26 protein-coding genes and 1 pseudogene are annotated in these 26,001 nt (G+C 46.1%); 17 read left to right on the top strand and 10 right to left on the bottom strand.

Annotated features, from left to right (window positions below; genetic code table 11):
• Nucleotides 1–29: 29 nt before the first annotated feature.
• Nucleotides 30–890, bottom strand: a complete 861-nt coding sequence (locus P3X63_RS11765) for a TIGR03943 family putative permease subunit (RefSeq protein ID WP_026587501.1) — start codon at nucleotides 888–890, stop codon at nucleotides 30–32.
• Between the two features lie 15 nt (nucleotides 891–905).
• A complete protein-coding gene (locus P3X63_RS11760; RefSeq protein ID WP_277690787.1) occupies nucleotides 906–1,907 on the bottom strand; it encodes a permease in 1,002 nt (333 codons plus the stop codon).
• 176 nt (nucleotides 1,908–2,083) lie between these two features.
• On the opposite strand from P3X63_RS11760, the gene deoD reads away from it, so the two are divergent.
• On the top strand, nucleotides 2,084–2,785 hold the full coding sequence (deoD, locus tag P3X63_RS11755) for a purine-nucleoside phosphorylase (RefSeq protein WP_277690785.1): 702 nt from the start codon (nucleotides 2,084–2,086) through the stop codon (nucleotides 2,783–2,785).
• Nucleotides 2,786–2,814: 29 nt separating this feature from the next.
• The gene (locus P3X63_RS11750) at nucleotides 2,815–3,642 is read left to right on the top strand and encodes a D-Ala-D-Ala carboxypeptidase VanY (RefSeq protein WP_026587498.1); all 828 of its coding nucleotides are present in this window, start codon (nucleotides 2,815–2,817) and stop codon (nucleotides 3,640–3,642) included.
• A gap of 37 nt (nucleotides 3,643–3,679) precedes the next feature.
• Here P3X63_RS11750 and P3X63_RS11745 read toward each other — a convergent pair whose 3' ends face one another.
• The gene (locus P3X63_RS11745) at nucleotides 3,680–3,934 is read right to left on the bottom strand and encodes a hypothetical protein (protein ID WP_026587497.1); all 255 of its coding nucleotides are present in this window, start codon (nucleotides 3,932–3,934) and stop codon (nucleotides 3,680–3,682) included.
• A 96-nt stretch (nucleotides 3,935–4,030) separates the two neighbouring features.
• Entirely contained in the window at nucleotides 4,031–4,735 is a 705-nt protein-coding gene (locus tag P3X63_RS11740; protein ID WP_026587496.1) for a class I SAM-dependent methyltransferase, read from the bottom strand.
• Nucleotides 4,736–4,895: 160 nt separating this feature from the next.
• On the opposite strand from P3X63_RS11740, the gene P3X63_RS11735 reads away from it, so the two are divergent.
• On the top strand, nucleotides 4,896–6,293 hold the full coding sequence (locus P3X63_RS11735; RefSeq protein WP_026587495.1) for a S41 family peptidase: 1,398 nt from the start codon (nucleotides 4,896–4,898) through the stop codon (nucleotides 6,291–6,293).
• 51 nt (nucleotides 6,294–6,344) lie between these two features.
• Here the strand turns inward: P3X63_RS11735 and P3X63_RS11730 are convergent, their stop codons facing one another.
• Both P3X63_RS11730 and P3X63_RS11725 read right to left on the bottom strand, forming a co-directional pair.
• Nucleotides 6,345–7,826 (bottom strand): sodium:solute symporter family protein, encoded by a 1,482-nt coding sequence (locus P3X63_RS11730; RefSeq protein WP_026587494.1) that lies wholly within the window; start codon nucleotides 7,824–7,826, stop codon nucleotides 6,345–6,347.
• Entirely contained in the window at nucleotides 7,826–8,026 is a 201-nt protein-coding gene (locus tag P3X63_RS11725; protein ID WP_026587493.1) for a DUF3311 domain-containing protein, read from the bottom strand. Before P3X63_RS11725 ends, P3X63_RS11730 begins: the two co-directional genes overlap by 1 nt.
• Before the next feature lie 183 nt (nucleotides 8,027–8,209).
• Here P3X63_RS11725 and P3X63_RS11720 point away from each other — a divergent pair, with 183 nt between their 5' ends.
• Nucleotides 8,210–9,136, top strand: a complete 927-nt coding sequence (locus P3X63_RS11720; RefSeq protein ID WP_077736613.1) for a ring-cleaving dioxygenase — start codon at nucleotides 8,210–8,212, stop codon at nucleotides 9,134–9,136.
• Between the two features lies 1 nt (nucleotide 9,137).
• The gene (locus P3X63_RS11715; protein WP_077736614.1) at nucleotides 9,138–9,743 is read left to right on the top strand and encodes an alpha/beta hydrolase; all 606 of its coding nucleotides are present in this window, start codon (nucleotides 9,138–9,140) and stop codon (nucleotides 9,741–9,743) included.
• 45 nt (nucleotides 9,744–9,788) lie between these two features.
• Here P3X63_RS11715 and P3X63_RS11710 read toward each other — a convergent pair whose 3' ends face one another.
• Nucleotides 9,789–10,409, bottom strand: a complete 621-nt coding sequence (locus P3X63_RS11710) for a nitroreductase family protein (protein WP_026587490.1) — start codon at nucleotides 10,407–10,409, stop codon at nucleotides 9,789–9,791.
• 134 nt (nucleotides 10,410–10,543) lie between these two features.
• Between P3X63_RS11710 and yodB the strand changes: the two genes are divergently transcribed.
• The 3 genes and pseudogenes from yodB (at nucleotide 10,544) to P3X63_RS11695 (ending at nucleotide 11,442) form a co-directional block, all read left to right on the top strand.
• Nucleotides 10,544–10,864, top strand: coding sequence for a transcriptional regulator YodB (yodB, locus tag P3X63_RS11705; protein ID WP_026587489.1), 321 nt, complete (start codon nucleotides 10,544–10,546; stop codon nucleotides 10,862–10,864).
• Nucleotides 10,865–10,895: 31 nt separating this feature from the next.
• Nucleotides 10,896–11,076, top strand: a pseudogene (locus tag P3X63_RS11700) (3-ketoacyl-ACP reductase); the annotation flags it as partial.
• Nucleotides 11,077–11,148: 72 nt separating this feature from the next.
• Entirely contained in the window at nucleotides 11,149–11,442 is a 294-nt protein-coding gene (locus P3X63_RS11695; protein ID WP_077736615.1) for a hypothetical protein, read from the top strand.
• A 95-nt stretch (nucleotides 11,443–11,537) separates the two neighbouring features.
• On the opposite strand, the gene exlX is transcribed toward P3X63_RS11695, so the two are convergent.
• Nucleotides 11,538–12,233, bottom strand: a complete 696-nt coding sequence (gene exlX, locus P3X63_RS11690) for an expansin ExlX (protein WP_026587486.1) — start codon at nucleotides 12,231–12,233, stop codon at nucleotides 11,538–11,540.
• Between the two features lie 237 nt (nucleotides 12,234–12,470).
• Entirely contained in the window at nucleotides 12,471–12,941 is a 471-nt protein-coding gene (locus P3X63_RS11685; protein WP_026587485.1) for a hypothetical protein, read from the bottom strand.
• 81 nt (nucleotides 12,942–13,022) lie between these two features.
• On the opposite strand from P3X63_RS11685, the gene rarD reads away from it, so the two are divergent.
• The 4 genes from rarD (at nucleotide 13,023) to bshB2 (ending at nucleotide 15,346) form a co-directional block, all read left to right on the top strand.
• A complete protein-coding gene (rarD, locus tag P3X63_RS11680) occupies nucleotides 13,023–13,955 on the top strand; it encodes an EamA family transporter RarD (protein WP_277690779.1) in 933 nt (310 codons plus the stop codon).
• Between the two features lie 81 nt (nucleotides 13,956–14,036).
• Nucleotides 14,037–14,312: a hypothetical protein gene (locus tag P3X63_RS11675; protein ID WP_026587483.1), complete on the top strand. Its 276-nt coding sequence runs from the start codon at nucleotides 14,037–14,039 to the stop codon at nucleotides 14,310–14,312.
• A gap of 1 nt (nucleotide 14,313) precedes the next feature.
• On the top strand, nucleotides 14,314–14,664 hold the full coding sequence (locus P3X63_RS11670; RefSeq protein WP_277690777.1) for a YojF family protein: 351 nt from the start codon (nucleotides 14,314–14,316) through the stop codon (nucleotides 14,662–14,664).
• Between the two features lie 16 nt (nucleotides 14,665–14,680).
• A complete protein-coding gene (gene bshB2, locus P3X63_RS11665) occupies nucleotides 14,681–15,346 on the top strand; it encodes a bacillithiol biosynthesis deacetylase BshB2 (RefSeq protein WP_077736616.1) in 666 nt (221 codons plus the stop codon).
• Nucleotides 15,347–15,377: 31 nt separating this feature from the next.
• On the opposite strand, the gene P3X63_RS11660 is transcribed toward bshB2, so the two are convergent.
• A complete protein-coding gene (locus P3X63_RS11660; RefSeq protein WP_026587480.1) occupies nucleotides 15,378–16,739 on the bottom strand; it encodes an MATE family efflux transporter in 1,362 nt (453 codons plus the stop codon).
• A gap of 1,098 nt (nucleotides 16,740–17,837) precedes the next feature.
• Between P3X63_RS11660 and P3X63_RS11655 the strand changes: the two genes are divergently transcribed.
• The 5 genes from P3X63_RS11655 (at nucleotide 17,838) to sucA (ending at nucleotide 25,998) form a co-directional block, all read left to right on the top strand.
• Nucleotides 17,838–19,142 carry a C40 family peptidase gene (locus tag P3X63_RS11655; RefSeq protein WP_277690775.1) on the top strand — a complete coding sequence of 435 codons (1,305 nt, stop codon included), beginning with the start codon at nucleotides 17,838–17,840 and terminating at the stop codon, nucleotides 19,140–19,142.
• Between the two features lie 105 nt (nucleotides 19,143–19,247).
• Complete coding sequence (locus P3X63_RS11650) at nucleotides 19,248–19,841, top strand: superoxide dismutase family protein (protein WP_026587478.1); 594 nt, start codon at nucleotides 19,248–19,250, stop codon at nucleotides 19,839–19,841.
• A 106-nt stretch (nucleotides 19,842–19,947) separates the two neighbouring features.
• The gene (locus P3X63_RS11645) at nucleotides 19,948–20,838 is read left to right on the top strand and encodes an ATP-binding protein (RefSeq protein WP_026587477.1); all 891 of its coding nucleotides are present in this window, start codon (nucleotides 19,948–19,950) and stop codon (nucleotides 20,836–20,838) included.
• 10 nt (nucleotides 20,839–20,848) lie between these two features.
• Complete coding sequence (locus P3X63_RS11640) at nucleotides 20,849–22,762, top strand: vWA domain-containing protein (protein ID WP_277690771.1); 1,914 nt, start codon at nucleotides 20,849–20,851, stop codon at nucleotides 22,760–22,762.
• Nucleotides 22,763–23,163: 401 nt separating this feature from the next.
• Nucleotides 23,164–25,998, top strand: a complete 2,835-nt coding sequence (gene sucA / locus P3X63_RS11635; protein ID WP_026587475.1) for a 2-oxoglutarate dehydrogenase E1 component — start codon at nucleotides 23,164–23,166, stop codon at nucleotides 25,996–25,998.
• Nucleotides 25,999–26,001: the final 3 nt, after the last annotated feature.

Below are 26,001 nucleotides of genomic sequence, written 5' to 3'. Positions count from 1 at the left end.
ACAGCTCCTCATTTATCCCGGGGAAATCTTTACTCTGTCATATTGATAGACACCGGATAGACATAAGGATGCTTCGGCTCTTGAACCGTTTTCCATTGCTTTGCCTGAATGATCGGAATGACGGTTCCTTGATAGGAGGCTTTTCCGAGAATTCCCTCTAGTTCAACCCATGTATCGCGTTTTATATGTTCGGCACCGTCCCATTCGGCAAGCAATCCGATCAAGCTGGCGTCGGCGATACAATGCGTGATCAAAAAACGGGAGACGACAAGCTGATCGGCTTTCAGGCCGGGTTCTTTATGGACAAAACCTTTGACTTTGATGTGCTTTCCGATGTAATCATCAAGATTTTCATTGATTTCATCATAGTAATCGGCAAACAGATCGTCCTTCATCAGAAGCGGATTCTGCTGTTGAAACTGGGCCATTTTTCGATCATAGGCTGTCTTGGGGATGTCGGATGATTCGTTTTCGATCTCAGGTGTTGTCACATGTCCGGCGCCTTCGGTGTTCGGAGCGGATGTTTTGGCGAGCATTGTTCCTTTATTGGCGGCAACAGATGAGTTCAGCACGGCTGGAGCGAAGGTAAAGCCGGTAATAAGCGGTAAGGCGATCACAGCATAATGGATCATTTTAATAAAGAAAGGCTTGGAGCGGCCGTGATCATGACCGCAGCTGCAGCATCCGCTATGATCCTCTCGGATGGTCCAGATCCTTGACAGCTGGATGATAAACAGAAAAGCGAATGCACCGGCGGCAATCAAGCTCATGTATTCGTATTTCGGGTTGATCAGCTTATAGATTTCCCCCGTCTGATGGAGCTTGAATATGAAACCGGAAAAAGCGGCCAAAATAAGTGCGCGCAGGAACTGCTGCGGCTGAAATACCATGTGAAATCCTCCTTTCTACAGCAAGCTGACAACTTTGACGCAAATATAGACGAACACCGTGATCAAAATCGAAAGACAAATCACGAATTTCGGCTTGAATGCATGCAGCATCATGATCGTATTTTTTAAATCAAGCATCGGTCCGAATACGAGAAATCCGAGTATGGAGGAGTGGGGAAACAAGCTGGTAAAGGAGGCGCCGATAAACGCATCCGCTTCAGAGCACAGCGACAAAAAGTAAGCAAGTCCCATCATCACCAATGTGGAGTCGATCATTCCGCCACCTGCAAGAAACAAAGATTTTAAGGGAATATAGGTTTGCACAAGAGCGGCGATGAAAGACCCGATGATCAAATATCTTCCCATATCAAAAAATTCATCGATGGCATGCTTCAACATAGCGAAGAGGCGTTCTGAAAAGGGAGCTTTCACATGACCCGAATCATGCTCCCGGCGGGTCTCTTTTGTTTTCAGCTGGTTTGAGCGAAACATAAAGCTGACGAAAAAGGCGGTGAGGAGCGCGGCGGTAAACCCGACGGCGCCCCTTAAAACCGCCATTCGGACATCATTGCCAAAAGCCATATAAGTCGATAAGATGACCATTGGATTAATCAGCGGACCAGTCAGAAGAAATCCGACGCCGGCATAGATCGGAACGCCTTTAGCGACGAGCCGTCTGACGATCGGTACGATACCGCACTCACAAGCAGGAAAACAAGCGCCGAGCAAACAGCTGACAATCACTGCGAAAAATTTGTTTTTTGGAAAAAGAGAGCGGATATGTTCTTCAGTGATAAAAATTTGAATGAAACCGGCCATTAAAACGCCGATCAAGACAAAGGGCAACGCCTCAATTAAAATGCTGATAAAAATCGTATTCAGCTGCTGGATGGAAGCGGGCAGATGAAAAGGAAGTCCGGCTGAAAGCGAGCCGCCGATCGACAATAGGCATAATAAAATGCCGATGACGAGAATGCCTGTAAAATCTAAAAGATAATGGTTAAGCGAACGAAACATATCTTTTCCTCCGTCAAGATTATTAATCGGAATGATTCTTTTTTATGCTATGCCTGTCCACTTGAAAACATGACAAGTTTTGAACCGCAAAAGCTTATTTTCATTTTCGATCATGTTGGTTTATAATACATATTGCGAGCTGATGCTGGATCAATACTTAGGCAGGAGGAATATTCATGAGTGTACATATTGGCGCGGAAAAAGGGCAAATTGCAGAAACGGTGCTGCTGCCCGGAGACCCGCTGCGCGCAAAATACATCGCAGATACATATTTGGAAAATGTCGAATGCTATAACCAAGTTCGGGGTATGTACGGTTTTACCGGCACATATAAAGGAAAACGCGTTTCCGTACAGGGGACGGGCATGGGTGTACCGTCCATTTCGATCTATGTGAATGAACTGATCAGAAGCTATGATGTGAAAAACCTGATTCGTGTCGGTTCATGCGGCGCTATCAAAGAAGACGTTAAAGTGAGAGATGTTATTCTCGCGATGACCTCTTCCACCGATTCGCAAATCAACAGGGTGGCGTTTGGTTCGATCGATTTTGCGCCATGCGCAAATTTCGAGCTTTTAAAAGCGGCGTATGATGCTGCGAAGGAGCGGAATATCCCGGTAACGGCAGGAAATGTTTTTACGGCGGACCAATTCTACAATGATGACAGCCAAATCGAAAAGCTTGCCAAGCACGGCGTGCTGGCGATTGAAATGGAAACGACAGCTCTCTATACATTAGCGGCGAAATTCGGCCGGAACGCTTTGTCGATTCTCACGGTCAGCGATCATGTGGTGACAGGCGAGGAAACGACGGCTGAAGAAAGACAGACCACATTCAACGATATGATTTTATTGGCGCTTGACACAGCTTTACGGTAGATGAAGCGCTGAACAAAGGATGGAAAATGATGAAAATACAATACAAATACATGCCGATCGCGTCAATCTTGAGTGCAGCTGTATTATTAGGCGCGGGTTGCTCAATGAATGAAGAAAAAAACGCAGACTCCGCTCAACCGCAAAATACGGCAAACACCAATCAAGATGCGAAAGATCAAAAAACAAATGAAAAAAAAGATCTGGAAGATCAAGATTTTGTACTTGAAAGCAAATACTTTAATCAAATTAAAGAGGTTGACGGCCTGCCGACGATTCAAAATTCAGACAATATTCTCGCGCTTGTCAACAAAGATTATGCCCTGCCTGGAGACTATGCACCTGCGGATTTAACAGTGCCTGACGTCGAATTTTCATTTACCGAAGATATCGACAAGCGCTATATTAGAAAAGAGGCTGCTGAGGCTCTGGAGAAGATGTTCAATGCCGCGAAGAAAGACGGGTTTGAACTTGTTGCGGTGTCCGGCTACAGATCTTATGACAGACAAAAAGTGATCTATGACAATGAAGTAAGCCAAAAGGGTGAGGAAAAAGCGAAAGAAGCCGTCGCTTATCCGGGACAGAGCGAGCACCAGACAGGTTTGGCAATGGACATTTCCAGCAGAAGCAACGGCTTTGCCCTTAACGAGGACTTCGGCAATACGAAAGACGGAAAATGGGTTGAGGAAAACGCCTATAAATACGGCTTTATCATCCGCTATCCGAAAAATAAAGAAGACATTACCAAATACAAATATGAACCTTGGCATTTGCGGTATGTAGGCAAAAAGGCCGCCAAAGTGATCAAGGAACATGATCTGACGCTTGAAGAGTATTTCGAAAAAGTCAAAAAGATATAAAATGAAAAAGGCCGATACGTGTATCGGCCTTTTTCGTTTACCAAAAAAACAGCCCTGCGAGCGCTATACCCGCGATTAAACCGAGACCAATTCCGTAAGCAGGACCCCATCCCCACCAGCCTCCGTAAAAGCCGTAGCCGAATCCGGGGCCGCCTCTTCTGATCGCCGGGGCGATAAAAACCCTGTTCGGTGATACACGGACAATTTTGCCGACATGGACACGCCCGTTTCTGTCAGTGATTCTGGCAACCCTTCCAATATTTTGGTTACAAAACCTGTAGTAACGCTCCACTAAACATGCTCCTTCCATCATCTAGTATTCCTATTCAGCTTATGACGATATTGATAGAAAAGGTTGGACGAAAGAAGGAGGTGAAGCGCCGTTTTATCAACTGCATATAAAAACGATAAAGCTGAGATCATGCTGATATTTGGCCAGAAGCTGATGGTGCTGTTCCATCGTATGATAGGCTTTTGCCGAAATCACAGGCGACAAATCCATTTCGGTAACGGCTTCAAGGTCAACCGTTTCTTCCAACATGCTGGGAACGATTTCAACCTGTGAAAAGCCTTCTTTCCGAAGAGCGTGGACCCATTCATCATTATTGTATAAAACGGTAAAGCCGTAAAAATCCGTAATTACTTTTTTATCCTCTTTTGTGAGGCCGCCGTTTAAAAGAGAAACTTCAATGCCGATCAGCTTGCCGCCCGGCATCAGAAGCCGGCGGATTTCTTTTAAGGCCGCTTTGAAATCGGTGAAACTCAGCACCGATTCTGTTAAGACACAAGCGAAGCTTTCATCCTGAAACGGCGTTTTCTCGAGGCGGGACTGAAAAAGCGGGACGGAGAGCTGTTCTTTTGCAAACCTTTTTTTGGCTTTCTCAATCATGACCGGATCTGAATCAAGGGCGGTAACTGGAAACTGAAGGTGGCTCAAATAGGCGGCGGTCTGCCCGGTTCCGCAGCCCGCATCAAGAATCGGCAGCTCCGGATCGATATCGGCTTTGGCAAGCACCGCTTTTGTCAGCCGCATGCCGCCGGGGTGGGCGCCTGAGACGCCGAAAGTGGCCAGCATGTCTAAATAATCGCTCAAAATAAGATCCCTCCTTTTGTGTATGCATATGCAAAAATTGAAAAAACGTTTAGATATACAGGGAAAGACAACCCTGAAAAATCTCCTAGCCTAAGGGATGCGAGTTGACGAATAAAGACTCGTCCGTGATAATATGGTAAGAAGAAAAGGTGGTGTTCGTTTGAAACAGCAGTTAAAACTCTTTTTGGCAGTATTGATTACTGCCGTCGCCGCTTCGGCACTAACGCTTTTTATCGTACAAAGAGAAAACGGCGGGACAGTATATTCCGCATCAAACGGCGATAAATTTGACAAGCTGATGGCGGCGTATGACAAAATCAAGAGCGACTATTATCAAAATACAGACGATGAAAAGCTGACAGATGGTGCGATCAAAGGGATGCTAGAGGCTTTGGATGATCCGTATTCTACATATATGGACAAAAAAGAGGCCACAAGTTTTGAAGAAAGCATTACCTCTTCTTTTGAAGGAATCGGCGCCCAAGTGGAAGAGAAAAATGGACAAATTTTAATCGTCGCGCCTATTAAAGGCTCACCGGCAGAAAAAGCGGGCTTGAAGCCGCATGACGAAATTCAGAAAGTTGACGGCAAAAGCGTCAAAGGCAAAACTGTCAACGAAGCGGTTGCGATGATCCGCGGCAAAAAAGGCACGGAAGTCAAGCTGGTCTTAAACAGGGAAGGCGTCGGGCAAATCGATGTCACCATTAAGCGTGATACGATTCCGATTGAAACGGTTTATTCGAAAATGATCGATGGCCATATCGGCGAAATCCAAATTACGTCTTTCTCGGAAAACACGTCTAAAGAGCTGACAAAAGCGATTGACAGCCTCACCGAAAAAGGGGCGGACCGTTTTGTATTGGATCTCAGGGGCAACCCGGGAGGCCTGATGGACCAAGCGATTACAATGAGCAACCTATTCGTTGATAAAGGCAAAACGATTTTGCAAGTTGAACCGAAAAACGGTAAAAAAGAAGTATATAAAGCGGAAAATGAACGAAAAGTGACCAAGCCGACCGTTGTTCTCGTCAACGGAGGAACGGCGAGCGCCGCTGAAATCATGGCAGCTGCGCTGCATCAGTCTTCCGGTATTCCGATTGTCGGTGAAAAAACGTTCGGAAAAGGTACGGTGCAAAACGCGGAAAACTTCGCCGACGGATCAACAGTCAAGCTGACGATTGCCAAATGGCTGACGCCAAACGGGGACTGGATTCATGAAAAAGGGATCAAGCCGCAATACAAGGCCGAGCTTCCAAGCTACGCCAAACTGCCGTACCTCGACTCCAAAAAAGAGTATAAGTCAGGCAGCACAGGAGACGAAGTGAAAGCCGCACAGCAAATGCTCAAAGCGCTCGGCTACACGATAAAACCGACCGGCTCCTTCGATGATCAGACAGCAGCCGCCGTGAAAAAGTTTCAAAAAGATCAAAAGCTGAAGGCAACCGGAATCATCACCGGCGAGACAACCATCAGCCTGACAAACAAGCTGCAGAAAAAGCTTTCCGAAAACGATACACAGCTTGATAAAGCGATTGAAATTTTGAAAAAAGAAAAATAACTTAAAAACACCCTTGCACATTTTGCTGCAAGGGTGTTTTGCTGTATGATCTCAGGCGCTTTTTTGCACGCTTTTCTTTGCATCAAACAAAAAGCTGACGACAGAATTTGTCTTCACATTTTTCACAAAGAACGGATTCAGGATCACGAGAAAGACGAGATTGGCTAAAAGCCCCCAGAACCCTTCGTAAATGCCGAATGAGGTTTTCGTCACATAAACCGTAAACGTCACGATAAGGCCGATAATCAAACCGATGACCGTCGCTTCTTTTGTCTGGTTTCTCCAGAACAAGCTGATGACGATGGCCGGGAAAATCTGCACCATTCCGGATACCCCGAGAAGCTGAAGCGTCACAAGCGCCGCCGGGAACAGCATTCCGAATAACAGCGCAAGACCGATAACGACAAATACCATCGAACGCGTGATCATCGTCAGCCGGTTTCCCGAAACGCGGGGATTAATCAAATCGCGGTATAAATTGTTGGCAAACAGATTGGACGCCCCGATCGCCATAATCGAGCACGGGATGAGACTGGCCAGAGCGATCGTCGAATAGGCAAATCCTTGTGTGACACCGCCATAGGACGTCTGAATCAAATAAAGCAAAGCAAGTCTTGGGTTCGTGTCCTCAGGAAGGACGAGAAAAGCGATAAATCCAAGGAAGATCACAAGGATCAGCACGATATTATACAATGGGAGAAACATGCTGTTTTTCCTGAGGGCATCAGCGCTGTTCGCCGTAAAAACACCCGTTGCCGCGTGCGCCCACATAAATAAGGCGAGGGCGGAAACGATCGAGGCGGTAATAAACCAGGCAATTCCCCTTGGTCCATCGGAAGGGATGGTAAGCATTTGCGGTGCTTCACTTGCCAGTTTGTCAATCATCGGCGTCCAGCCGTTAAAATGAATGAGCGGCAGAGAAACGACCATAAACAACATCATCACCCAAACTAAAATATCCTTAATAATGGCGGTATATGTAGGCCCTTTAATACCGCTGAAAAACGTATAAAGCGCGACAAGTATAAAAGATATGATGACGACCGCATTCACGTTAATAAAATTCGTTCCCGCGACCCGCAGCGTGTCCTGGATTCCGCTGAGCTGAAGACAGATGTAGGGAATCAGCATCAGGACGCCGACGATCGCAACAAGCGATGACACGAGTTTGCTGTTGAATCGTTCCCGCGCATAATCAGCAAGGGTTGTCAAGCGGTGTTCTTTTGCCACATGCCATATTTTCGGCAGGAAAAAGTAAGCGATAAAATATGCCAGAACAGAATAAGGAATAGCAAAAAAAGCTGCGCTTCCGCTTGTAAATGCCGTGCTTGTCAGCCCTAAAAACGTATACGCCGTATAGAGGTCGGCGCCGACGAGAAACCAGACGAGGAGCCCGCCGAATCGCCTTCCGCCGACAGACCATTCTTCAACCGATTTGCGCGATTGTTTGTTGCTTCCGGCCAAAAATCCGATACAGACAACGCTCAGGATAATGGCCGCCGTTATCAAAAGAGCTGTTAAATTTCCCTGCATCATTCATAACCTCCGCTTTTTTCTAATCTGTAAATCACGAATGTAATCAACGGTGTCAAGACGATCCATAATACGAGCCAAAAGTGGAAAAACGGAAGCCCGAAAATGACCGGCTCAATCCGGTTGACAAACGGCAGCAAGACAAGCTGGCCGATAAAAGGGATGAAGAAAAGAATCGCAATCAAAAACCGTTTATTCACCTTATTTCCTCCTTGAAGCATTTTAATGTTCATTATCATAGCAGTTGTCAGATTCAATCACAAGATAATTATTAGAAAAAAATGATTTTTTAAATTATTAAAACAATACGTCTGCCTTGCGGAAATGATAATATAACATTACAATAATTAATATCTTGAATTCGAGATAAAAGGAGAATCATCATGAAAACAGAAGGACTTCACCATGTGACAGCCTTTGCGAAAGATCCAAAAGTAAATTTGGCCTTTTATACGGAGGTATTGGGTTTAAGGCTCGTCAAAAAAACGGTCAATTTTGATGACCCCGGCACTTATCATTTTTATTTCGGGAATGAAACCGGTGATCCCGGGACGATTTTAACATTCTTCCCATTTCAGCAGAGCTCACAGGGAATGGTTGGAAACGGACAGGCGGGAAGGATCGATTTAGCCGTGCCTAAGGGTGCGCTTTCCTTTTGGATAAAGCGCCTTAAAGAGAGGGGTATCAATGCTTGCGAATCAGTGCTCTTTAACGAGGCTGTTCTGCTTTTTCAAGATGCGGAAGGGCTCAAGCTTTCCATCACAGAAGATGAAGAAGGCGCAGAGAGCACATGGGAAGCGGCTGCCATTCCGGCTCGTTATGCGATCAAGGGCATAAAAGGCGTAACATTGAACAGCTATCGGCCTGAGGCGACGATCCGCTTTTTGGAAGAGCAATTCGGCTATCAAAAAAAAGGTGAAGATAAAGGATATGTCCGCCTTGAATCCGACGGAACAATCGGAAACCGTCTCGATGTCAAGCTGAATGAAAACGTGAGAGGCATCGGCGGATATGGCACGATTCACCATGTGGCTTTCAGAACGAATCCCGAAGAACAAAAAGAGTGGAGAAAACGGCTTCCTGAAAGCGGATTTTCCACTTCGGACATTCTTGACCGCCAATACTTCACATCCGTTTATTTCAGGGAAAAAGGCGGTATATTATTTGAAATGGCGACAGACGGTCCGGGCTTTCTCGTTGACGAGGAACTCGAGGACTTGGGAACGACATTGAAGCTCCCGGACTGGCTTGAAGAGCACCGCCGTCAAATCGAAGGCATTCTTCCAATATGGGAAAAGGGGGACATATAAAATGAACCATATTTTTGAGAGAGGGCAATCAGACGTTACATTGCTGCTTTTGCACGGAACCGGAGGGAATGAACACGACCTTTTGCCGATCGGCAGAATGATTGACCCGCATGCAAATCTGCTCGGAGTCAGAGGAAAGGTTTTGGAAAACGGCATGCCCCGTTTTTTTAAACGGTTGAGAGAAGGGGTTTTTGATGAGAACGATTTAATCGCAAGAACGGATGAATTGAAGACATTTCTCGATCAAGCGGCAGAAGAGCTTGAGTTCGACCGGAATCAAGTGGTGGCGCTCGGCTATTCAAACGGCGCCAATATTGCTGCAAGCCTCTTGTTTCTCCATGAACACGTGCTGAAGGGGGCCGTGCTGCATCATCCGATGGTTCCGCTTAGAAATAGGAAGCTTCCTGATATGGCGGGAATTCCTGTTTTTATCGGAGCCGGACAGACAGATCCGCTTTGTCCGCCCCAGGAGTCGGACGAGCTTGCCGGGTATTTCAAAAACGCCGGGGCGGATGTCGAACTTCATTGGGAAGAGGGCGGACATCAGCTCACACATCGGGAAATTGAACAGGCAAAAAACTGGTATGAAACACATCTCAAAGCATAAAAATAAACCTTAGTCCCTTTTTCGGGACTAAGGTTTTTCACATGTTTACAGCCATGTAGATACTTCAGAAACATCAAAGCGGCTGCTTTTGTGAGCCGGTTTCACCTGTTTTCCAATCGAAATCAGCATGACCGGTACATAGCGTTCATCAATATTGAATTCTTTCACAAACGCTTCCTTGTCGAAACCGCCCATGGCACACGTATCATAGCCCATCGCCTTGGCTGCGATCATCAGCTGCATCGCTGCAAGCGATGCATTGGTGAAAGCGGCGTCTCTGGCAAACGCACTGTTTTGGTAAGCGCCGTTAATCTGTCCGAGAAGCGTCTCTTTGATTTCTTCGGTCATATACCCTTCTTCTGTTAAAGGACCGTAGACGGCTTCCCCGTTTAAGTTTGCCTTGAGGTCTCCCAAGACAGCGACAACCGCTGATGCCTGGCTGACTTGTTTTTGGTTGTAGGCAATCGGGAGAAGCTTGTCTTTTGATTCCCGGCTGTGAAATACAGTAAAGTGCCAGTGCTGCAGGTTCCATGCTGACGGCGCTTTTGTTGTAATTTCCAAAAGTTCTGTCAGCTCCTCTTTCGAGATGGCGGCGCTTGTGTCATATTCTTTAATAGATGAGCGTTCTGTCAAAACTTGAATCGCTTGATTCTCCGATAAAGTCATGTGACTTCCTCCTTTACGATAAACGTGGTATGATAGAGTTAGATAAAAAGTTAGAAACTTACTTTTTGTAACTTCAATCAGTATTCTAATGGTGCAAAGACTATTTGTCAACTGGATATGGAGGGGTGAGAGAATTGGGGTTTACAATGTGTCCTAAAATGGAGGCCGCCTTTTCTTTGCTCGGCAAACGATGGAATGGACTGATCATCCATGTTTTATTGGATGGACCTAAACGGTTTAAAGATTTAACGGAAATGATACCAATGATCAGCCAAAAAATGCTGGCTGAACGTTTAAAAGAACTGGAGCAGGGTGGTATCGTCGAACGTCAGGTTTTGCCGGAGACGCCTGTGAAAGTGATCTATCAATTGACAGGCAAAGGAGCGGCGCTTGAACCTGTTTTGCACGAGATACAAAAGTGGGCAGAACACCATTGTGATGCGGAAGGGAACTGATAAGGATGGCCGGGCGAGTATTCGATCGCGGTCAACAGCATCACCAGGGTGGTTCTAAGACCGGGCATTTTGAAGATTTGCGGGCGAAAGACCGTGAGCAGCATTTTTCCAACAGTGTGGGCCGGCCCCTTGATATTGTTAAGGCGTGTTTTTACTTAACCGATCCGGACAACAGGTTTGTCAATGGTACGAACATTACGGTGGATTTATGAAGAATAGCCCAAACGTTTTCCGACTTTATGAATACCTTGACTATAGGCAGACATAAAGGAGGATAAATGCCGATGTACCCTCACATGCTTTATGGATACGCGAGATCGAATCCTGCCGGATATCCGGCTAGATCCCCGTTGTTTTGGGGATTTGGGGCGCCGCTTGTCGGCGGATTGCTGGGCGGATTTCTCGGAAGCGCGATTTTTAACTACCCTAGACCGTACGCTTATCCGCCGCCTTACCCGTATTACGGAGGTGTGCCTGGTGCGGGGTCTTATTACGGAGCCGGACCGGGAGGAATCCCTTACGGAGGAGCAGGCGTTCCCGCAGGAGCTCCATACGGAGGAGCGCCCGGCTATCGATAAAGGTTGCTAAGTTTACAGTCTAATGAAAATCTTAAAAAGAGACGGCGGTGAAAGCTGCGGGTTTCCGCAGCTGGCCGCCGTCTCTTAGTTTAGGATTAGTCTGGGAACTGCACGTTCCCAGATACAGTGTATGCACTGGACGTTCCGTTTTCCGGAAGTTTCGGAATCGTGTCTTTTACGACTTTTCCGCGGATATCCGTGATCCTGACTTTTAAAGGGCTTGTCCCCAAATTGGTGCTGACAAAATGGTTGTAGTCCGTTTTCTCCATGTTGACCCATTTTCCGTCTTTATAATATTCCATTTTCATAACGGGATATTTGTGGTTTCTCACTTGAATCGCCGCCCACCACTGACTGCTTCCTTCTTTGATCCGGTATGTGAAATTGCCTTTGATCGGCGCTTTGACGACCCGCCATTTCACATTGATCTTTCCGTCTTTCATATCGCCGATCTTTCGAAAAGCGTTCGGTGAAAGGTCGAGCGCCCCGGGAGCACCTTCCGGATATAGATCGGTCACATAGACCGTCGTCTTTCCTTTAGGGCCTTCCACTTCAAGGTATGCTCCGGCGAGAGCCGCTTTTACACCGCCATAATTGAGGTCTGTCGGATTTAAAGCGGTGATTTCCATATCGGATGGAATCGGATCAAGCAGCAAAGCGCCGCCTGAATACCCTGAACCCGTATAAGTGGCATAGCCCTTGTGCAGGTCATTGTATGCGGCCGATGCCTGTGTGGCAAAACAAAGCACCATCAACATCACCGCGAGCAACATGCTGATTTTCTTTTTCATACAAGCCCTCCTTTAATTGAGAATTATTTTCATTATAAAACCGGACTGACTTTGCCGAAAGAGGCAATAGACATAGATTTATTCATACGGATTGACTAAAATGTCACGAACAAAAGGCATGGTTTCTGCCTCAGGCAAAAGAGATGAAAGACTTCGGTCTTAAATGGTAATATGAATCAGGGAGCGGTTTTTCGGGAGGCGAAAAAAACAGCCTGCTTATCTCAAGCGGGGCCGTTTTTAAAACGTGATGTCGATTTCTGAAAGATTGAAGTCTTCGTTTTTAAAAAACATGACTTCCAGGATGCCGTCTTTATACAAGGCTTTGGTGCCTTTTCTGCGTACAAGAGAGGGGAGAATCACCTTTTTCTGCTGCCCTGGTTCAGGGTAGTTTTCCATGATGAGGGTTTGTGAAGTATGTTTAATTTTCAATGGGTTAAGCTGTTCTTTTGTAAGTGGAATTTTGACAAATACATGACTGGTCGTTTCAAAGACATCAATTGGATCGTGTTCGTCTGACGGACCATGTTCTTTTGCCGCCGGCGATTCTTGAGAGAGAGGATCGCGAAAAGGAAACTGACCTGTATATCCCGGTCCAAAGACGTTTTTCATGATTTGATGGATATATTGTTCAACATCTTTCGGGTCAGCGCCTTGCACTCCGTCCTTAGAAAACTGCTGAAATGGAAAAAAGCGTTGCCAATCAAACACGGGTAACACTTCCTTTCACATAGACGGTACAGTATATGCCAATAAGCGCGGATCGTGATGAAGAAAGGAAAGGAATCACAGATGAATCACACAGCTCAAACGAAAGGGATTATTTACACAGCATGTTCTTATTTATTATGGGGGCTGCTTCCTTTATATTGGAAAGTTCTCGATCAAACGGCAGCTCTTGATATCCTTGCACACCGCATCATTTGGTCGTTTGTTTTTATGTGCGGGGTGCTTCTCGTGATGCGGCAATGGAAAAACGGGGTCAAGGCTTTTCAGTCGCTCTTGGCGAATCGAAAAGCTCTCGTTCCGCTCGTATGTTCCTCCGTTTTGATTTCAATCAATTGGTATGTCTACATATGGGCCGTCGGCCACGGCTATATACTTGAAGCGAGCCTCGGCTATTACATCAATCCGCTTGTTTCGATCGTGCTCGGCATCATATTTTTGAAAGAGAAACTGTCCCGTCTGCAGACAGCGGCGGTTCTCCTTGCGGCAGCCGGCGTCCTGATATCCGCTTTTCAATACGGCTCTGTGCCGTACATTGCCCTGATGCTCGCTTTCAGCTTCGGACTTTACGGATTGGCAAAAAAACGGATGTCGCTTTCAAGCGCCATCGGGCTTACACTTGAAACGCTGATGATCGCGCCTGTCGCCGTTGTCTACTTATTGTTTTTTCGCCATCCTGAGCATTCGCAGGCTGCATCCGGCGGTATCGGCACGATGATTTTATTGTTTTTAGCCGGTGTGTTAACGGCCATTCCGCTCCTGTTGTTCGCAGAAGGAGCCAAAAAGCTTCCGCTGTATCAAGTCGGCATTTTGCAGTATATCGCTCCAACCATTACGTTATGTTTAGGCGTATTCGTCTACCATGAACCGTTCGGCAGCGCCAAGGCTTTAACATTCTCATGCATTTGGGCCGCACTCGTATTGTTTACCCTCTCACAGTTTAAATGGAAGAAGCCGTCTAAAGTATTGGTGAAAAGAAAAAACTCGTATCACTCCTAAGCCCTTTTTCTTTTCAAGAAACGCCGATCATGTATAATTAAAAACATGACCTAAAAAAGGATGTGGAGGTCGATTTCAGCTATGGAGAACGATCATGAACTTTTCAAGGCTTATGTGACCCTCTGGAAGAACCGCACGATGAACGGAGAGGGGATGGAAACGCTTTTCCAGGCAATTGATGATGAACTAAGCGACCTTAGAACACATCCGAGGCTTAGAAAAACGCAATTTGAAAAATACTTCCAATGCGTCCGGCGCATTACAAACTCCGCTTTGGAAACGGATGTGAAGCTCAAACTGATTGAACTGCATACAGAACGTCTGCAGCTATTAACAAATGGAGAAAGCAGGGAGTAACATGAAAGCAATCAATATGGAAGAAGTGCAGGCTTCTTTACAAACATTCCTACACCAGCCTGTCTATATTCATTTGGAGACGACGACCGGGTCTTATTCTGCCCATAAAGACGAGCAGCACATGACGGTGGTTGCTTATATCAGAAATGCGAAGGTCGTCTGCTCCCGCGCAAAAATAACGGGGACCGGGCCTTATCGCACAGGTCTTAAAACAGAAGACGGCTGGATTTACGCAGAAGGCCTCACAGATTATACAATCGATGATGAAGGGCGGCTGCTTCTTGCCGGTTATTTGCCGGGCGGCAAGCTTGCCATTTCGCTTCAAATCAGCAAAAAGCCATTTGCAGTCTAAAAAGAAGGTGTTATAAATGGAAAAGCATTTATTAGTGATTCTGCCGCATCCCGATGACGAATCATTCGGAGTGGCCGGCCTGATTGCCTTAAACCGAAAAGAAGGCATACCCGTGACCTATGCGTGTCTGACGCTGGGTGAGATGGGAAGGAATATGGGGGATCCGCTTTTTGCCAATCGGGAAACCCTGCCGATGCTCAGAAAACAGGAATTAATCAACGCGTGCCGGGAAATGGATGTTCAAGATCTGCGCATGCTCGGTTTTCGCGATAAAACACTCGAATTTGAAGATGAAGAAAAGCTGGCCGATCAAATCGAGGCTGTCATCGATGATGTCCGCCCGAGCCTGATCGTGACATTTTACCCCGGACATGGCGTACATCCCGATCATGATGCATGCGGAGAAGCGGTCATCCGCGCCTTATCCCGCAAAAAGAAAGAAGACCGGCCGCGGGTTTTATGCATGGCGATCACCCATCACAGGGAAGAAGTTCTCGGCAAGCCCGATGTCGTTCTAGATGTCAAAGGTGTTGCAGATGTGAAAATGAACGCTTTAAAAGCGCATAAATCGCAAACGGGAGGCTTGCTGAAAGAGATAGAGAAAAAGCTTGAGAATGGTGAGCCCGTCGTAGAAACATGGTTTGAAAAAGAGGCATTTTGGACCTATCAGTGGGATGATTGATACACAAGAAAAAGGTATAGAGCGCCATGCTCTATACCTTTTTTAAATGCTGTTGGAAACGGTTTTGAATGAATCTGAGCCTGAAGAAAAGCCCGACCGCTCCGGCGGCAAGCCCCGCGATGAGGCCGATCCAATAACCGTACGCTCCAAACGCAGTATACGTCCCGACGAGAAAACCGACGGGGAGCCCGATGATCCAATAGGAAACAAGGGCTGTGACAAGGGTGTAGTTGACATCCTTATACCCTCTGAGCGCTCCTTGAATCGGTGCTGCAATGGCATCTGAAAGCTGGAAAAACAAGGCGTACAGTAAAAAGTGCTTTGTCAGAAGCAAGACATTGTAGTCTGTCGTATACATTCCGGCGATTTGCTGTCTGAACAATAAAATCGCAAGTGCGGTGAACAACGAAAACCCGATCGCAATTGAAATGCCGAGATAGCTGTATGCCTTCGCATCCTTAAAACGTTTTGCCCCGGCTTCAAAGCCGACGACGATCGTCAAAGTCATTGAGACGCTGAGCGGCAGCATATAAAGAAGCGAAGCGAAATTCATCGCTGCCTGATGGGAAGCGATTGTCACCGTGTCAAAATGGCTCATCAGCAAGGTCACGGCCGCAAAAATACTCGTCTCAAAGAAGATGGCAAAGCCGATGGGAAGGCCGATTTTCAGCAGATTCAAGCTTTCGGTAAAGGAAAACCGATAGAATGTCCTGAAAACCCTAAACTGATAAAAAGGCGTTTTCTTATGAACGATGAATAAGGAAATCAAGCATATGCACCAATAGGTTAAAGCGGAAGCCAAGCCGGCTCCGGCTCCTCCCAATTTAGGAAATCCGAAATTCCCGAAGATAAATAGGTAATTTAACACAAAATTAATCGGCAAAGAACATAGAGTAATCAGCATGGTCACTCTCGTTTTGCCGAGTGAATCAATAAAGCAGCGCATCACGTTGTACACAAACAGCGGCAATATGCCAAGCCCGAGATAGGACAAATACTGCTTCGCGATAAGAGATACCTTAGCTTCAAGCTGAAGCATTTCCAGGATTGGATCAATCATCAAAAAACCGCAAGCCATAACAAGAACGCTGATAAGTCCCGCCACATAAATCGATTGAATCACAGTGTACGGAACATCCTTTTGCTTTTGGGCTCCCATCAGCTGGGCGACGATGGGCGTGACAGCCGTCAAAATTCCGGCCAGTCCCGTATAAACAGGTGTCCACAAACTGGACCCGATGGCAACGCCGGCGAGATCAGACGCACTGACTTTTCCGGACATCACCGTGTCTAGAAATGTCATGAAAGACAAGCCTGCCTGTGTGATCAGGATCGGAATTAAAATCGTGATAAACTGTGTCGCTTTTCCCCTTAAATCCTTCGTTTCCCTCATTTTAAGTTCCCCGTTTCTTTTGGATAACGAGAGAAATTATAACACGATATGTATAAAATTCAATCAATGTCTGCTTAATCTTTTTTTGTCTTAAACATCTGCACATAAATAAACGATAAAGAAATGACACCCAAAAGGGAAAATACATATTGACACGCTTTTTGAATGGTCACGGTATCACCTCCTTCATGATTATGATGCGGCATAAGAGATGGAAGGATACAGAAAAACGACAAAAAGTACCCCAGACAAACTTCACAATTCATTTCAATTTATCAGCCGAAAATTGCCGAACGGGTCATTTCATCTATTAAGTCAAAGGGTTTTATAAGTTATAAGTTACATATTTCGATTCATCGTTTTGTCAGAATAGGTTTTTAGAACTGAAATTTAATGCGATCAAACGACGTTTGATCTAAGGAAAAGACACGCCTTATTCCGGATGTTGGCAAAAAAAATGTATGATATAGTCAATTTATGATCTCTTCGAAAAGTTTCATGGCGAAAAATGGTTGATTCTGATCGGGATTTGGTCATAGAGGCGGTTGATGGAAATGGACAGCTGTTTTTTCAGAAAAAGGTTGAGAGACAGCGAAACAATGCCCATCTGATTGCCTGACCGTCTTTGGACACGAACATGTTTGATATTGATAAAGTTTAATTTGAAATGCTCGGAAACTTGAACGATCAGCGATTTTCAGAACTTTAAAGTTTTCGTCCGGGCCTGCCCTCATCTGTTCCCGCGGTCTTCATTTTGAAATAGAGCAGGAGATGAAAAGCATATCCATTCCGCCCCGTCCATTTGGAATCACGCAGGTTTGTTAAAAGCGTTGATTTTTGTCAATGTGTCTATCAGTCCGTATTTTCGATATAAAAATTGTAAAAAAGCAAAAAACTATTAAAAAACAATAAAATCAGCCGATACAAATCGTGAATTGCATTTGTGCTTAAGAGTATAAAAGGGGGATTTTGGCCAAAGGACAAACATATGGTGATCAGATCACCCGCTGTTTGTTGCCGGGCTTAGATCTTAAGCAGCGGCAAATGTAATCTCATACATAGAGAGAACAAAAAATGAAAACGGGAGGTTCATAGGTTATGAAGAAGAAGATAGCAGCAGGTCTGGCGGCCTCTGCGGTAGTTGGAACTTCATTGGCTGCGTCACCCGCAGAAGCCCAGACCATCAAGGTAAAAAGCGGTGACTCGCTATGGAAACTGTCGACCGAGTTCAACACAAGCGTTTCCGCTCTGCAAAAAGCCAATCATCTTTCATCTACAGTTATTTATGCCGGACAAACCCTGGAAATTCCGGACAGCACGTCAAAAAGCAGCACAAAAGCCAAAAGCTCAAGCGCAAGTTCGAGCAAAAACTCAAAAACATCTACCTACACGGTTAAATTGGGAGATTCTTTGTGGCTGATTGCAAACGACTACAAGACGAGCGTGAATGAGATCAAAAGCTTAAACGGTTTAAGCAGCGACATCATTTATCCTGGCCAAAAGCTGATTGTGAAGGGAAGCGGAAAAAGCAGCGGTTCAAGCAGCAGTACGAAGTCATCCAGCGCCAGCTCCTCTTCGAAATCGAAAAGTTCAAGCAGCTCAAGCAGCACGTACCAAGTCAAACTAGGAGATTCCTTATGGAAAATTGCCAATGGTTTGAATATGACAGTTGCCGAAATCAAAACGCTGAACGGCTTGAAGTCGGACACCATTTACCCGAACCAAGTCCTTAAAGTGAAAGGGACCGCTTCCGGCGGCAGTTCATCTTCGGGTTCGTCTTCACATTCTTCATCAAGCAAATCGAGCACAAGCGGCAGTTCTAAAACGACGACATATACTGTCAAGCCCGGAGATTCCTTATGGAAAATCGCCAACTCGCTGAATGTGACGGTACAAAGCATCAGAGAAGCCAACAATCTGAAAACAGATGTCTTACAAATCGGACAGAAGCTGAAAGTATCCGGTGCGTCAAAGTCGGCAACATCGGGAAGCTCTTCATCCAAGACATCGAACTCCTCGGTTTCCAGCGGCACTTCGACAAGCGCAAAAGTCGAGCGCATGATCGCAGAAGCGGAGAAGCAGCTGGGCGTGCCGTACAGATGGGGAGGCAACAATCCATCAGGATTTGATTGCAGCGGCTTTATTTATTATGTGCTGAACAAAGTCACGTCTGTCTCAAGATTGAGTGCAGCTGGGTATTGGAATACAATGTCGCCTGTCAGCCAGCCTTCAAGAGGAGATTTCGTTTTCTTTTCAACATATAAAGCAGGCCCTTCACACGTAGGGATCTACCTGGGCAACGGAAAATTTATCAATGCCAACGATTCCGGCGTCTCCATCAGCGATATGAACAATTCGTATTGGAAACAGCGCTATCTTGGTGCAAAGCGCTACAATTTTTAAAAGCCATTTTATATGGCTTTTTTGTTTTAAAGACGGCTTAACGAAAGGTTTATCAGATCCCCCCGTTGTCTAAACTAAATGGAAAAAGATAAGGGGGATTTCGCATTGAACCGATCATTCACCGTACTGCTGGCGGGTTTACTCATTTGTTCGCTAACGGCATGCGCACAGCAGAAAGACCTTGAAAAAAAAGACGCCGACGAAGAGCATACGGAAACATTTGAACCAATGACACAGCCTTTAAAAGTGCCTCTCATTAAACGCGACGGCACGAAGACCGGTTTTATAGAAGTGTCTGAATCGGCTGAGGAAGGCCTTGATATCAGGGTTAGCGCCCATCATTTGCCGCCGGGGCTGCTCGCTTTTCACATCCATGAAACAGGAGAATGCCGGAAGCCCGATTTTGAAAGTGCCGGCGCTCATTTTAACCCTTCACAAAAAGAGCATGGCTTCAATAATCCGAAGGGACATCATGCGGGTGATCTGCCCAATATCGAAGTAGGGGCAGACGGCAAAGTTGATGTTGTAGTGAATGCACCAGATGTCAACTTGGACAAGTCAAGCAAATTCAGCCTGCTTGATCATGATGGAAGCGCGTTTATCATTCATGAGCACCAGGATGACGATCTGACAAATCCGTCCGGAAACGCCGGCGATCGAATGGTGTGCGGCGCTCTTTCGAATAAGAGCAAACATTAACCGTTAGGTGCGGCGGGGCAGCAGTCATATATATTGAGGACTTTGGCTTATTTTTAGTATACTCGTATAGAAGAAGACGTTTTTGAAGAAAGGAATTTTACAACTTATGAAATATGACCTGCACGAACTAGAGCTGCCCGAGAAAATTAAGGAGCGGCTGATTCAGTCTGCCGCCAAACCGGCCGGCCCGGAATTTCAATCTTTGATCGGGTCCCCCGGCTATGAAGCGGAGGACAGCGCTGTTTTAGAAGATGCGATGATCGCGCTGTCACTGGGAAAAAACGTTTTGCTAAAAGGGCCTACAGGCTCTGGAAAGACAAAACTTGCCGAAACGCTTTCCGCTTACTTTCAAAAACCGATGCATAGTGTCAACTGTTCGGTCGATCTTGATGCGGAAGCGCTTGTCGGCTATAAGACGATCGAAAACACAGACGGGAACGCCTCGATTGAATTTATTGAGGGGCCTGTTACGAAATCGATGAATCACGGACACTTTTTATATATTGATGAAATCAACATGGCCAAACCGGAAACCTTGCCTATCTTAAACGGAGTTCTCGACTATCGAAAAATGATGACAAACCCGTTCACCGGCGAAGTGGTCAGAGCAAAAGACGGATTTGGCGTGATTGCGGCGATTAATGAAGGATATGTGGGAACCGTTCCATTGAACGAGGCATTAAAAAACCGCTTTGTCATCATTGAAGTGCCCTACATTAAAGGCGATCTGCTGCGGCGGGTGCTTGAAACACAATCCGAATTAAAGGACGCAAAGCTCATCAGCCAGTTTGTGACATTGTCCGGTGATTTAATGACGCAAGCGCGCAACGGCCAGGTGTCTGAAGAGGCAGCATCGATCAGAGCGCTCCTGGATACCTGCGATTTGGCGGCCTATATACCGCCGCTTCGTGCGATCGAACGCGGCATCGTGGAAAAGCTGGACGATGAGCGGGAAAAAGCGGCTGTCCGCAATATTGCCCAAACATTGTTTGAATGAGGGTTCCTATATGAGGTTTATAAAATTCAATGACAGCAAGATTGATTCTTTTCTGTTTATGGAGCTCACGGACTTAGCCAAGACCTTGGCGAAAAGCGATCAGGTCGAAGTGGAGTACGGCGTTCAGTCCTATTACAATCCGTTTGAAAAAAAGATTTATTTGAGTCATTTTTGGAAAGACCGCGCCTATCAGGATATGGTCGATGGACTGAAAAGCGATGTCTACCTTCGGGCAGTCGGAACCCGCTACAGCTCAATGAACGAATGTTCCAACATGCTGGACGCCGTCCGGCATTTGCAGTTTAAGAGTTTAGCAAAGCAGCTGTTTATGCTTTTTGAGGATATCAGAATCGAAGAGTCTATTAAGCGGGAGCGTCCGGGCACAAAAGCGGTATTCACAAGCCGCAGAAACATGTACCGAAAGCATTTTGCGACTCAGCTGACCTTGAATATGGAGCGGAGCATTTTTACGGACGCCTTGTTTTGCGCAATCTATGTCAAGCTGACGGCCGAGTCCCCGCTTGAAAGCATCCCTGATATCCATGACTCAATCGATCCGATGAAAGGCTGGATTGAAAACGAGCTTAGCCGCGTATATGAAACACACTCTACGAAAGAGACAGCTGCAATTGTAAAGACATTAATGGAAGGTTTTGAAGAAGTTCTTGAAAGAGATATGCTGAATACGTATTTCTTTTTTCCGGAACTCGATTACGAAGAGGTTGATGAAGAAAACCTTTTCCATGATTTAAAAGCAAAGCCCAAACTGAGCGAAGATCTCACACTTGAAGAAAAAAGCGCCGGTGACGAAGATGTCCATGACGAAGAAATGCCGACCTGGCACAGGGAAACAGAAGCACCGGCCAAAAGCTTTCTGCAGTTTGACCTCGAACACGGTGCAAAAACGGATATCATGGGCGGCGCTTTAAGAGAAGGGGAAGACGGCGACCAGGCGCTCGGTTCAGTACAGGGAACGGCGAAGCAGACGAAACGAAAAGACTATTCAAAACTGGAATCGCTTGAAGCTGTACAAGACGAACCGAATGCCGGAGGAACGGCCGGCGGCAAAGAAAACCGCTACGCTTTTTCCATTTTTAAAACGCCTGAGAAGCCTGCAAGTGAAGAGGTTTTGCAATACCGCAGCCAGGCAAAATCAATCGAATCGTATCAAAAGCGGCTCAAACAGATGATCCAAAAAACACTGGAGCACAAAAAAACGCTGCCGAGGACTGACCTGCACGCCGGAAGGCTGAACAATAAGCTGCTGCGGTACTTTACAGAACGGAATCCGCGCCTTTTTTACAAAAAACAAGAACCGTCAACCGAAATCGACGCTGTTTTTACTTTGCTTGTCGATTGTTCGGCAAGCATGCATGACAAAATGGCGGAGACGAAAAGGGGCATCGTACTGTTTCATGAAGCGCTTAAATCAGTGTCCGTCCCTCATCAAATCGTCGGTTTTTGGGAGGACACGAATGATGCGACAGAGACGAGCCAGCCTAACTACTTTCACATGGCGGTCTCGTTTTCCGATTCCTTAAAAGAAGGAGCCGGTCCGCACATCATGCAGCTTGAACCGGAAGAGGACAATCGGGACGGCTATGCGATCAGGCAGATGACGAACATGCTTGTTCAAAGAAGCGAAGCGCAAAAATTCCTGATCGTTTTTTCAGATGGAGAGCCGGCTGCTTTCAATTATGAACAAAACGGGATCGTCGACACCCATGAAGCGGTGATGGAAGCGAGAAAACGAAACATTGAAGTCATCAATGTGTTTTTGTCGAACAGCGAAATCGAAGAATCGCAAATTAAAACGATCCAGGATATGTACGGAAAATACAGCCTCTTCGTCCCTGACGTCGACCAGCTTCCTGATGTGCTGTATCCGCTGTTAAAAAAACTGTTGAACAAAAGTATAGGTTAGAGAAAACAGATGGCTCAAGCTCTTTAGCCATCTGTTTTTTATGCCGATAAAAAGGAAAGTAGCGAAATTTTTATTATCTTTAACAACTTTAATTTTGAAAATCGCTGTTGAAAACAGCACAGCACATTCAGGATGTTAAAAAACAGCCGAAAGGGGAAAAATAAGGAATGAATGAATCTTTTGCCAATGGTTTATACTCTGAAAGTTCGAAATTATAAATTTTCTTATTTTTCAAGACGATTTTTTAATTTTATTTGAACAATCTGTGTAGAAACGATTCACAAACAGTGGTAAAATATACGTGGAAGCGTTTTTATTACATATTTCTGGGCATAGGGTTCAGAAGATATATTAAGATAGTGAATTGTTCACTTGATAATTAGGTTGGGGGTAATGTTCAAATGTTTCAAAATCAAATGAAACAAAGAATGACTTGGGAAGAATTTCACGGTCCGAACCTCGGCTACGTGCTGGAGCTTTATGATCAGTATGTCAGGGATCCGGAAAGTCTGGAGCCTGATTTAAAAGAGATGTTTGACGATCTCGGAGCTCCCCCGGGCGACATAAGGGCCGCCTCTGAAACACAAGGAGAGGCAAATTTTACGGCTGAATCTATTGAAAAAATCGCATCGGCAATAAAACTTGCAGAAGATATTAGAACCTATGGCCATCTCAACGCTTCCGTCAATCCATTGAGAAAAACGCAAGACAAACAGGAGCTTTTTCCGCTTGCCGAGTACGGTTTAACCGAGGAGGATGTGGAAAGAATTCCGGCATCGGTGATATGCAAAGATGCCCCTAAAGAAGTCACAAACGGTTTAAAAGCCATCCAGTACTTAAGGAACACATACAAAAAGTCGATTTCTTTTGAGTTTGACCATGTGCATATTTTTGAAGAGCGCAATTGGCTGATGAAAAAGATCGAATCGGGGGAATTATTCGCCCCGAAATCAAAAGAGAAATTAATAGAAGTGTTAAGAAGACTGACGGAAGTTGAAGGTCTTGAACAGTTCCTCCACAAAACATTTGTCGGGCAGAAACGTTTTTCAATCGAAGGTCTTGATGCGCTTGTGCCAATGCTGGATGATATTATCGCCGAGTCGGTTTCTTCCGGAACGACAAACATTAATATCGGAATGGCGCACAGGGGGCGTCTCAACGTTCTGGCGCATGTGCTGGGAAAGCCGTATGAAATTATTTTTTCCGAATTCCAGCACGCTCCGAACAAAGATCTTGTCCCGTCTGAAGGCTCAACCGGAATCAACTACGGCTGGACAGGTGATGTCAAATACCACCTTGGCGCCAACCGGCAGATTCAGGATGAACAGACAAAAACGGCGCGCATCACGCTGGCCAACAACCCGAGCCATCTTGAGTTCATCGATCCGATCGTAGAAGGCTCGACTAGGGCTGCGCAGGAGACGAGAACAGAAAAAGGCTATCCGGTTCAAGACGTCAAAAAATCCATGGCGATTTTGATCCACGGAGATGCGGCGTTCCCTGGGGAAGGAATCGTCGCAGAAACGTTGAACTTAAGTCAGCTGAAGGGCTATCAGGTCGGCGGAGCGATCCACATCATCGCCAACAATATGATCGGCTTTACAACGGAAAGCAACGAATCCAGATCGACGAAATACGCCAGCGATCTGGCAAAGGGCTTTGAAATTCCGATTGTCCATGTGAACGCAGACGATCCTGAAGCTTGTCTTTCAGCGGTGCAGCTCGCAGTCGAATACCGCGAGACCTTCAACAAGGACTTTTTGATTGATCTGATCGGCTACCGCCGTTTCGGGCATAATGAAATGGATGAACCGGTGGCGACGCAGCCGAGGCTGTACGATGCGGTCAAAAAGCATCCGACGATCAAAACCATTTTTTCAGAAAAACTGATCGATAAAGGAATCATTGAAAAAGAGGCGGTTCAAAAAATTCAAGATTCGGTTCTGAAGCGTTTGGAAGATGCGTACCGAAAAGTGCCGGCCAAAAAAGAAGACATGACACATGAAATCGTCCTGCCGGAGCCGGTTTCCAACGGATTCCCGGAGGTCGACACATCCGTTCATTTTGATCTCCTGCGCAAAATAAACGAAGAGCTCATCGCATGGCCGGAAAACTTCAACGTTTTCGGAAAGTTAAAACGAATTCTCGAAAGGCGCGCCAAAGCGTTTGAGGATGACCGAAAAGTCGACTGGTCTTTGGCGGAGGCGCTGGCGTTTGCTTCGATTTTGAAAGACGGCACACCTGTAAGGCTGACCGGCCAGGATTCAGAACGCGGCACATTCGCACACCGCAACCTTGTCCTTCATGACAGCAAGACAGGGGACGAATTCATTGCGCTGCATCACCTTGCAGATACGAAAGCGTCATTCGCGGTTCACAACAGCCCGCTTTCTGAAGGATCTGTCCTCGGCTTCGAATACGGTTATAATGTTGCTTCACCGGAAACGATGGTGATCTGGGAAGCGCAGTTTGGCGATTTTGCAAACGCGGCACAAGTGTACTTTGATCAGTTTATTTCCGCAGGAAGGGCGAAATGGGGGCAGAAATCAGGACTTGTCGTCCTCTTGCCTCACGGGTATGAAGGTCAAGGGCCTGAGCATTCCAGCGGCAGAACGGAGCGCTTTTTGCAGCTTGCAGCAGAAAATAACTGGACCGTTGCCAATCTGACAAGCGCCGCTCAATACTTTCATATTTTAAGAAGGCAGGCGAAGATGCTTCTCCGCGAGGAAATCCGTCCGCTGATCATCATGACGCCGAAAAGCCTTTTGAGAAATCCAAATACAGTCTCGGAAGTTCAGGAGCTGAGCGCCAGCACCTTTAAGCCGGTATATGAAATGTCCGGTCTGAACCATCAATATGATAAGGTGACACGCCTCGTCCTATCGAGCGGTAAAGTATCGATTGATATCAGTGATTACTTTAATAAGATGGAAGCTGAAAAAGACTGGCTCCATATTGCACGGGTTGAAGAGCTCTATCCTTTCCCAGCGAAACACATCAAGGCGCTCTTCAGCAAGCTGCCGCATTTGGAAGAGATCGTCTGGGTTCAGGAAGAACCGCAAAATATGGGAGCGTGGAACTATATTGAGCCTTATTTAAGAGAAGTCGCTCCAAATGGTGTTAAAGTGCGTTATATTGGCAGAAGAAGACGTTCCAGTCCGGCAGAAGGGGATCCGACCGTTCATAAGAAGGAACAGGAACGTATTGTATCTGATAGCTTGACTCGCAAAAACTAAGGG

It is taken from the genome of Bacillus sp. HSf4, from assembly GCF_029537375.1.
Lineage (GTDB): Bacteria > Bacillota > Bacilli > Bacillales > Bacillaceae > Bacillus > Bacillus sonorensis_A.
Note: the sequence above shows the minus strand (reverse complement) of the source record. Positions and strands in the feature narration are given on the sequence as shown.